The organism is Adlercreutzia muris (assembly GCF_008831045.1).
Taxonomy (GTDB): domain Bacteria; phylum Actinomycetota; class Coriobacteriia; order Coriobacteriales; family Eggerthellaceae; genus Adlercreutzia; species Adlercreutzia muris.
The window spans coordinates 1-8,473 of the sequence record NZ_WAJS01000054.1 but is presented as its reverse complement, the minus strand read 5'-3'; the positions used below and the strand labels follow the sequence as shown (position 1 = coordinate 8,473).

At 68.5% G+C, this 8,473-nt stretch carries 10 protein-coding genes; all 10 read left to right on the top strand.

Annotated features, from left to right (window positions below):
- Window positions 1–462: ATP-binding cassette domain-containing protein (locus tag F8D48_RS11000; RefSeq protein ID WP_151432037.1), on the top strand; the 462-nt coding region annotated here is incomplete at its 5' end.
- On the top strand, window positions 456–1,058 hold the full coding sequence (locus F8D48_RS10995; RefSeq protein ID WP_151432036.1) for an ABC transporter ATP-binding protein: 603 nt from the start codon (window positions 456–458) through the stop codon (window positions 1,056–1,058). The genes F8D48_RS11000 and F8D48_RS10995, both read left to right, overlap by 7 nt.
- A gap of 190 nt (window positions 1,059–1,248) precedes the next feature.
- Window positions 1,249–1,494, top strand: a complete 246-nt coding sequence (rpsP, locus tag F8D48_RS10990; protein WP_135971415.1) for a 30S ribosomal protein S16 — start codon at window positions 1,249–1,251, stop codon at window positions 1,492–1,494.
- A 3-nt stretch (window positions 1,495–1,497) separates the two neighbouring features.
- Window positions 1,498–1,752 (top strand): KH domain-containing protein, encoded by a 255-nt coding sequence (locus F8D48_RS10985; RefSeq protein WP_135971416.1) that lies wholly within the window; start codon window positions 1,498–1,500, stop codon window positions 1,750–1,752.
- Window positions 1,753–2,277 (top strand): ribosome maturation factor RimM, encoded by a 525-nt coding sequence (locus tag F8D48_RS10980; RefSeq protein ID WP_151432034.1) that lies wholly within the window; start codon window positions 1,753–1,755, stop codon window positions 2,275–2,277.
- A gap of 39 nt (window positions 2,278–2,316) precedes the next feature.
- Window positions 2,317–3,288, top strand: coding sequence for a tRNA (guanosine(37)-N1)-methyltransferase TrmD (trmD, locus tag F8D48_RS10975; RefSeq protein ID WP_151432032.1), 972 nt, complete (start codon window positions 2,317–2,319; stop codon window positions 3,286–3,288).
- A gap of 127 nt (window positions 3,289–3,415) precedes the next feature.
- Complete coding sequence (gene lepB, locus F8D48_RS10970; RefSeq protein WP_151432029.1) at window positions 3,416–4,006, top strand: signal peptidase I; 591 nt, start codon at window positions 3,416–3,418, stop codon at window positions 4,004–4,006.
- A gap of 103 nt (window positions 4,007–4,109) precedes the next feature.
- Entirely contained in the window at window positions 4,110–5,222 is a 1,113-nt protein-coding gene (locus tag F8D48_RS10965) for a glycine--tRNA ligase subunit alpha (RefSeq protein WP_240806330.1), read from the top strand.
- 1 nt (window position 5,223) lies between these two features.
- Complete coding sequence (glyS, locus tag F8D48_RS10955; RefSeq protein ID WP_151432027.1) at window positions 5,224–7,305, top strand: glycine--tRNA ligase subunit beta; 2,082 nt, start codon at window positions 5,224–5,226, stop codon at window positions 7,303–7,305.
- 206 nt (window positions 7,306–7,511) lie between these two features.
- Window positions 7,512–8,408 (top strand): pyruvate, water dikinase regulatory protein, encoded by an 897-nt coding sequence (locus F8D48_RS10950; protein ID WP_151432025.1) that lies wholly within the window; start codon window positions 7,512–7,514, stop codon window positions 8,406–8,408.
- Window positions 8,409–8,473: the final 65 nt, after the last annotated feature.

The window sequence follows — 8,473 nt, the reverse complement described above, 5'->3', positions numbered from 1 at the left end:
CTCCATGAGGGCGCAGCACAGCAGCACGCGGCGCGCCTGTTCCCCCACGAGCTGTCGGGGGGCATGGCCCGCCGCGTGCTGCTGTGCTGCGCCCTCATGGAGGACCCGAGGCTCATCGTGGCCGACGAGCCCACCCCGGGCCTCGATCTCGATCTGGCCGTGCGCGCCCTGGACGACCTGCGGGCCTTCGCCGACGGGGGCGGGGGCGTGCTGCTCATCACCCACGACATCGAGCTGGCCCTCACCGTGGCCGACCGCGTGGCGGTGTTCCGCGACGGCACCGTGGTGGAGGAGACCGCCGTGGAGAGCTTCGCCGGGCCCGACACCCTGGCGCACCCCTTCAGCCGCCAGCTCTGGCACGCCCTGCCCGAGCACGACTTCGCCCCGCCCCCCTCCGTTCCGGTTCCCGGTGACGACCGCGGGGAAGAGGAAGTGGCCGCGGAAGGGGGCGCCCCATGCTAGAGGCCCGCGCCATCGCCTTCGGCTACGGGGGCGGCCCGCTGCTCTACGAGGGGTTCTCCCTGGCCGTGGCCCCGGGCGAGCGGGTGCAGCTGGCGGCCCCCTCCGGGGCGGGCAAGACCACCCTGGCCCGCATCTTGGCCGGCTACGAGCGGCCCCGCGCGGGCACGGTGCTCGTGGACGGGGCGCCCCTGCCGCGGCGCGGACGCTGCCCGGTGCAGCTCGTGGGCCAGCATCCCGAGCTGACCGTGGACCCGCGCCAGACCATGGCCGCCGTCCTGGCCGAGGCCGGGGCCGCGCCCGAGGAAGTGGAGCGCTTGCGCGCCCTGCTGGGCATCCGGGACCGGTGGCTGACCCGCTATCCCCGGGAGCTCTCCGGCGGTGAGCTGCAGCGCTTCTGCATCGCCCGGGCCCTGGCCGCGTCCCCGCGCTACCTCATCGCCGACGAGGTGTCCACCATGCTCGACGCCGTGACCCAGGCCCAGATCTGGTCGGTGCTGCTGGCCGAGGCCCGAGCCCGCGACCTGGGGCTCGTGTTCGTGTCCCATTCCCCGGCCCTGGCCGCCCGCATCGCCACCCGGGTGGTGCCCCTGGCCTGAGGGAGGGGCGGGCCCGTGCTGGCCCCAAGCCGTTTCGCGCCCCGGGGGTTTGCCGTCCGTGGATAGTTCATGGACGGGCGCTTGTCAAACGGAGCGCGAAGCCGTAATATAAGCAATTGCTGTTTTCGCCGCACTGTGCGAGCAGTGCTTGCGTATAGAGAAATATCAGTTGTAGAAGGAGTTCCATTTCATGGCAGTCAAGATTCGCCTCGCTCGCCACGGCGCCAAGAAGCGCCCGTACTACCGTATCGTCGTCGCCGATTCCCGCGCTCCGCGCGACGGCCGCTTCATCGAGGAGGTGGGCCGCTACAACCCCTGCTGCCATCCGCACCTCATCAAGTTCGACATGGAGAAGCTGGACCAGTGGCTGGCCAACGGCGCCCAGCCCACCGACACCGTGGAGCGTCTCATCAAGGTCGCCCGCGAGAACGCCTAAGCCATGGCTGATCTGACTGAGGATCTCGCCGGTCTCGTCGACGCTATCGTGCGCCCCCTCGTGGAGGAGGCCGATGCGCTGGAGGTCGTCGCCACCGAGGCCGATGACGGCGGCATCGTCGTGGAGATTCGCGTCGCCGAGGGCGATGCCGGCAAGGTCATCGGCCGTCAGGGCCGCGTCATCAAGGCCATCCGCACGCTGGCCCGCGCCGCTGCCTCGCGCACGGGCAAGCTCGTCGAGGTGGAGCTCATCGATTAAATGCGCGGTTGGATCGATGTCGCCTATCTGGCGAAACCAAAGAATTTGAACGGAGGGCTCGTCGCACGGGGTGCGTCGGGCCTTCCCGCTTTGCTGCACGAGGGCCTGGAGGCGGCCTTCGTGCCGCCGGTCATCGACGCGCCCCGCCGCGCCCGGGTGCGCGATGTGCAGGCGCTGTCGGAGGCCGAGGCCCTCGTGTTCTTCGAGGGCGTGGAGGACCTCACCGTGGCGGAGATGCTCGCCGGGCGGCGCGTCCTCGTGCGCGAGGAAGCGGTGGATCTGGCAGTGCTGGAAGAGGCCGAGGCCCTGCCCGACTGGTTCGGCTGGTCTGTGGAGGACGCCCGGGCCGGCTATGTGGGGGAGGTGGCCTCCGTCGACGAGCGCGCTACCCAGCCCCTGCTCGCCGTGGCCCGTCCCGACGGCCGCGAGACCCTGGTGCCCCTCGTGGACGCCTTCATCGCCGCGGTGGACGAAGAGCGCCGCCTCATTCGCCTCACCTGCCCCGACGGCCTGCTCGACCTCTAGGGCGCCCGGTCGCTCACTTCCAACGGCAAAGGACCGCCCATGCTCATTGAGACCCTCTCCACCTTCCCCCATATGTACGACTCGGTCATGGGGGAGTCCATGATGAAGCGCGCCCAGGAGAAGGGCCTGTTGGAATTTCGCGCCCACGACCTGCGTCATTGGACCCACGATCGCCACCGTACCACCGATGATGACCCCTACGGCGGCGGCGCCGGCCTCGTCATGAAGTGCGAGCCCATCTTCGAAGCGGTGGAAGAGATCCTCGGGAAAGAAATCGTCGAAGTGAAACTGGCTTCAACGGTGGAAGAGTGCAGAGGGATTTCGGGCGGTGCTCACCAAGCGAGTTCCGCAGCGAACGCGATCAGCCCAGTGGGCTGTCGCGCCGAGCGAGGACTGTCTGAGCGACTGAGCGCTGCCCGGAAGCCCGACGCCGGCAGTCTTCCGAGCGAGGACTGTCTGAGCGAATCAGGGTACTCCGTAGCTTCGCCCTCGGCGAACCCGACCGAGGGGAGCCGCGCGCCCAAGATCGTCTTCCTCGCGCCCCAGGGGCGCACCTTCGACGACGCCTATGCCTCCGAGCTGGCCGCCGAGGGGCACCTGCTGTTCATCTGCGGCCACTACGAGGGCATCGACGAGCGCGTCTACACCCTGGCCGACCATGTGATCTCCCTGGGCGATTACGTGCTCACCTCCGGCGAGCTGGCATCCATGGTGGTCATCGACGCCGTGGTGCGCAAGATCCCGGGGGTGCTGGGGGCGCAGGAGGGCCCCATCGACGAGTCCTTCACGAGCGGGCTTCTGGAGTACCCCCAGTACACGCGCCCCGCGAGTTTCCGCGGCATGGAGGTGCCCTCCGTGCTGCTGTCGGGCAACCACGCTGCCGTGGCCCGCTGGCGCCGCGAGCAGAGCCTCGCCCGCACGGCCGCCGCCCGTCCCGACCTGCTGGAGCGCTTCGCGGCGGCCGGCGCCCTCACCGAGGCCGACCGCGCCTTCCTCGATTCCCTGGCCTAGCGGGGCCGCGCCCTTCCGCTGACCAGAAATTTCTGTTGTCTCGCGAACCCGGAGGGCGAAGGGCGGCCGAAGGGGTATCATGGCTTTTCATGGTATGTTCACACCGCAGAGAAGGGGCTGCCCACCGATGTACGAAAGCGATCACGCCGCCTATCAGCAGCGCCCGCGCCAGTCGGCCGGCATCCTGCGCACCCTGCTCAGCGTCATCGGCCTGGTGGCCATGGTGCTCGTGCTGTCCTGGGGCCTGCGCACCTTCGTCTTCCAGGCCTACGAGATTCCCTCGGGGTCCATGGAGGAGACCATCAAGCCCGGCGACATGGTGTTCTCCGAGAAGATCACCTACTACAGCAGCGATCCGGCCCCCGGCGACATCGTCACCTTCGAGGATCCCGACCCCGATCACGCGGGCCGCATCCTCATCAAGCGGGTCATCGCCGTGGGCGGCCAGGTGGTCGATTTGCGCGACGGCCGGGTCTACGTGGACGACGTGCTCCAAGACGAGCCCTACACCCGCGGCGAGCCGTCCTTCCCCCTCACGTCCCTGCCCGGCACCACGGTGGACTACCCCTATACCGTGCCGGCGGGCTCCCTCTGGGTGATGGGGGACAACCGCACCAATTCCCAGGATTCCCGCTATTTCGGGGCCATCGCCGAGCGATCGGTCACCGGCAAGGCGATATTCATCTACTGGCCGCTGACCGACGTGGGCGTGCTCTAGGGCCCGAGGGCTGAGCGAGAGCCGCCGCGCTCGGCGCGGTGGAGGCGCCGCCCTCTGGCGTCGCGCGGGAGATATTGTAGGAACCGACCGAAGAAGGAGAGCCATGGAAATGGATGCCGCAAGCATCGTGGAGGAGACGTTGCCCCCCACCTTCCAGGACGTCATCATGAACCTGCAGCGCTACTGGGCCGGCACCGGCTGCGTGGTCCTGCAGCCCTACGACAACGAGGTGGGCGCCGGCACCAACGCCCCGGCCACCACCTTGCGCTCGCTCGGCCCCGATACCTGGCGCACCTGCTACGTGCAGGGCTGCCGCCGTCCCACCGACGGCCGCTACGGCGAGAACCCCAACCGCGGGCAGTTCTACTACCAGTTCCAGGTGCTCATCAAGCCCTCGCCGGAGAATATCCAGGATCTGTACCTGGGAAGCCTCAAGGCCATCGGCATCGATGTCGCGGCCCACGACGTGCGCTTCGTGGAAGACGACTGGGAGAGCCCCACACTGGGCGCCTGGGGCCTGGGCTGGGAGATCTGGATCGACGGCATGGAGGTGACCCAGTTCACCTACTTCCAGCAGGTGGGCGGCTTCGAGTGCGACCCGGTGCCCGTGGAGATCGCCTACGGCCTGGAACGGCTCACCATGTTCGTCCAGGGCGTGGACAACATGTTCGACATCGTGTGGGCCCGCGGCGACGACGGCGTGGTGTTCACCTACGGCGACGTGTACCTGGAAAACGAGCGCGAGTACTCGAAGTACAACTTCGAGGTGGCCGACACCGATTTTCTGTTCCAGGAGTTCGCCGACCGCGAGGTGGAGTGCCTGCGCACCCTGAAGGCCGACCTTCCGCTGCCGGCCTACGACTCGGTGCTGAAGTGCTGCCACGCCTTCAACCTGCTGGACGCCCGCGGCGTCATCTCGGCCACCGAGCGCATGGCCTACATCCTGCGCGTGCGCACCTTGGCCAAGGCCTGCTGCGCCTCCTACATGAAGAACGTGGTGGGCATGGACGTGGACACCGCCGATTTGGATGCCCTGCTGGCCGAGGTGCCCGACCCGCTCGCGAAGCCTGTCGCGGAAACGGGGGCGAACCTGGTGCCGATGCACCCGGAAGAGGCCTCCGGCTGTCCTGGCGCCGCGACTGCGGCCGAGCATACCGAGCGCGCCTTCGAGTTTGTGACCATCGCCGACGATGCTTCGGCCGAGAAGGAGGCCTAAGATGACGAGTACCGCGACCCTCGCCTTCGAGATCGGCACCGAGGAGATTCCCGCCTTCGACTTGAAGCGCGCCACCGAGCAGCTGGCCGAGCTGGTGCCGGCCTCTCTGGATGCCGTGCGCATTCCCCACGGGGACGTGGCCATCTACACGAGCCCGCGCCGGCTTATCGCCATCGTGGATGCCGTGGCCGACCAGACCGAGGCCCTGGAAGAGGTATTCCGCGGCCCGGCCGCCAAGATCGCCTTCGACGAGGCCGGCGCCCCCACCAAGGCCGCCATCGGCTTCGCCCGCGGCAAGGGGCTCGACGTGGACGCCCTGGAGCGCCGCGACGAGAACGGCACCGAGTACGTGTACGCCGTGCGCAGCGTGGCCGCCCAGCCCGTGGCGGCGCTTTTGCCCGAGGTGCTGCGCGGCATCATCGACGGCATCAGCTGGCCGAAGTCCTGCCGCTGGGGCACCACCCGCGAGATGTTCTCACGGCCGGTGCGCTGGCTGGTGGCCCTCCTCGGCGACGAGGTGATCCCCGTCCAGTACGCCGGACTTGTGGCGGGCAACACCACCCGCGGCCACCGCTTCCTGGCCCCCGGCCCCCATACGGTGCCCTGCGCCGACGAGCTGGTGTCCGTGGTGGAGGGTGCCTACGTGGTGCCCACCCAGGCGGCCCGCGAGGCCCGCATCCGCGCCGGCGTGGCGGCGGCCGAGGCGGCCACCGGATATGCCGCCGAGCTGCCGGCCAAGACCCTGACCGAGGTCATCAACCTGTCCGAGTACCCCACGGTGATGGTGGGCACCTTCGACGAGGAGTTCCTCAAGGTGCCCGAGGAGATCATCGTGGACGCCATGCTCATGCACCAGCGCTACTTCCCGCTGTACGACGGCGGCAAGCTGACGAACAAGTTCATCATCGTCTCCAACGGCGATCCGGAGCGCGAGGCCACCATCGTGGACGGCAACGAGCGCGTGGTGGCGGCCCGCCTCTACGACGCGAAGTTCTTCTACGAGGAGGACCTGAAGCAGCCCCTGGACGCCTACGTGGAGCGCCTGGACGAAGTGGTGTTCCAGGAGGCCCTGGGCACCATGCGCGACAAGACCGAGCGCGTGGTGAAGCTGTCGGCGCGCCTGACGGCGGCGGCTGGCATCGCCCGCGAGGAGATGCACGACATCGCCCGGGCCGCCTACCTGGCCAAGGCCGACCTGGTCACGGCCGCTGTCATCGAGTTCACGAGCGTCCAGGGCGTCATGGGCAGCTATTACGCCACGGCCGCCGGCGAGCCTGAGCGCGTGGCCCGCGCCATCGCCGAGCACTACCGCCCCCGCTTCTCCGGCGACGCCATCCCCACCGACGTGGTGGGCCAGGTGGTGGCCCTGGCCGACAAGCTGGACACCATCTGCGGCCTGTTCGCCGTGGGCGCCTCGCCCACGGGCTCGTCGGACCCCTTCGCCCTGCGCCGCGCCGCCCTGGGCGTGCTGGCCATTTTGGAGACGGGCCTGCCCATCGATCTGGTGGAGGCCATCGACGCCGCTCTCATCATCTACCGCGAGGCGGGGCTTCAGTTCGACAACGCCGCGGTGCGTCGGGAGATCATTGACTTCTTCATCACCCGCGAGAAGGTGGCCCTGCGCGACGCGGGCGTGAAGGCCGACACCATCGACGCGGTGCTGGCCTGCGGCATCGAGGAGCCCATGGTGCTGGCCGCCCGGGCCCGCGCCGTGGAGGCCGCCCGCACCGAGCAGCCCGAGGTGTTCGCCGATTTGGCTACGGCCTTCGCCCGCGCCAACAATCTGCGCGATGTCAAGCTGGGCACCGGCTACAAGAAGGCCGAGCTGTCCGAGGTTGAGTGCGCCCTGTCCGAGGCGGTCGTCGCCGCCGAGGAGGCCGTGGCCGCCGCCCTGCGCGAGGACCGCTTCGCCGACGCGCTCGTGGCCCTGGCCGCCCTGCGAGCCCCGGTGGATCGCTTCTTCGAGACCACCATGGTCATGGACGACGACCCGGAGGTGCGGGCCAACCGCCTGAAGCTGCTGAACCGCTTCGCCAACGCCTTCGCCCACGTCGCCGACTTCGGCGCCATGGCCAAGAAGTAGCCTTCGACAACCGTAGCCCTGCTTTCTTGGTAAAGGAGGGAAGGGGTCGGGGGGATCGCCCGCGCGCAGATTCCGCAGACTCGTGAAAAGAGGTGTACAATTTCCCCACCTCTTTTCACGAAGGCGAGGACTGACCGAGCATGGGCGGTCCTCCCGACCTGTTTTCGGCCAAGTCTTGGCGTTTTGCAAGAGAAAAGGCGGTTGCCATGCACAACTGTACTCCTGACGAGCGGGCGGCCCGCGTGCCCACCATCCATGTGGTCTCCGATTCCATCGGCGAGACCGCCCAGGTGGTGGCTCGGGCCGCCGCAGCCCAGTTCGGCGTCACGAACCCGCGCCTGGAAGTTTTTTCGAAGGTGAAGAGCTACCAGGAGGTGCACGACTACCTGACCGAGCACGTGCGCTACCATCGGCAGGAGCTCGGCGACGACCGCATCCTTGTCTTCTACACCCTCGTGGATGCCGAGATTCGCCGCGAGCTGGCCGCCTTCGTGGGGCGCCACCCCAACATTTTGGCCGTGGACGTCATGACGAGCGCCGTGGACGCCATCGCCGAGATGAGCGGCATGGAGCCCGTGGGGGCGCCCGGGGCCCTGCGCGTGGTGGATCACAACTACTTCCGGCGCATCGCCGCCATCGAGTTCACCATCGCCCACGACGACGGCCAGAACCCCGAGGATCTCACCAAGGCCGACATCGTGCTTCTGGGCGTGTCGCGCTCCTCGAAGACGCCTCTGTCCATCTATCTGTCACAGCAGGGCTACAAGGTGGCCAACGTGCCCCTGGATCCCTCTACCGAGCCGCCTTCCCAGATCTTCGATGTGGACCGCACGCGACTGTTCGGACTCATGATCAGCCCCGACGTGCTCATCGGTATCCGCCAGAAGCGCATCAAGAAGGCGGCGGGGAAGATGCAGCTCATCACCAAGGACTATGCCGACCCGGAGTACGTCTACCGCGACCTGGATGCCTCCCGGGCTCTCATGCGGCGCCTCGGCTGCATCGTCATCCACACCGAGGGCCGCGCCGTGGAGGAGACCGCCCAAGAGATTTTGCGCTACTACGAGCGCAGTCACCCGCCCGGCGAGGGAACCCTCGCGTAACCGCGCCCGGGAAAGTACCGCGAAGGAGCCGGGGCCCGCGCGCGGTCGGGGCGGGGGGTGTGGGC

Coding starts and splice junctions, on each gene's coding strand:
- glyS (WP_151432027.1), top strand. CDS start 5,224: ATGACGAGTACCGCGACCCTCGCCTTCGAGATCGGCACCGAGGAGATT.
- F8D48_RS10950 (WP_151432025.1), top strand. CDS start 7,512: ATGCACAACTGTACTCCTGACGAGCGGGCGGCCCGCGTGCCCACCATC.
- F8D48_RS10980 (WP_151432034.1), top strand. CDS start 1,753: ATGCGCGGTTGGATCGATGTCGCCTATCTGGCGAAACCAAAGAATTTG.
- F8D48_RS10985 (WP_135971416.1), top strand. CDS start 1,498: ATGGCTGATCTGACTGAGGATCTCGCCGGTCTCGTCGACGCTATCGTG.
- F8D48_RS10995 (WP_151432036.1), top strand. CDS start 456: ATGCTAGAGGCCCGCGCCATCGCCTTCGGCTACGGGGGCGGCCCGCTG.
- trmD (WP_151432032.1), top strand. CDS start 2,317: ATGCTCATTGAGACCCTCTCCACCTTCCCCCATATGTACGACTCGGTC.
- rpsP (WP_135971415.1), top strand. CDS start 1,249: ATGGCAGTCAAGATTCGCCTCGCTCGCCACGGCGCCAAGAAGCGCCCG.
- lepB (WP_151432029.1), top strand. CDS start 3,416: ATGTACGAAAGCGATCACGCCGCCTATCAGCAGCGCCCGCGCCAGTCG.
- F8D48_RS10965 (WP_240806330.1), top strand. CDS start 4,110: ATGGAAATGGATGCCGCAAGCATCGTGGAGGAGACGTTGCCCCCCACC.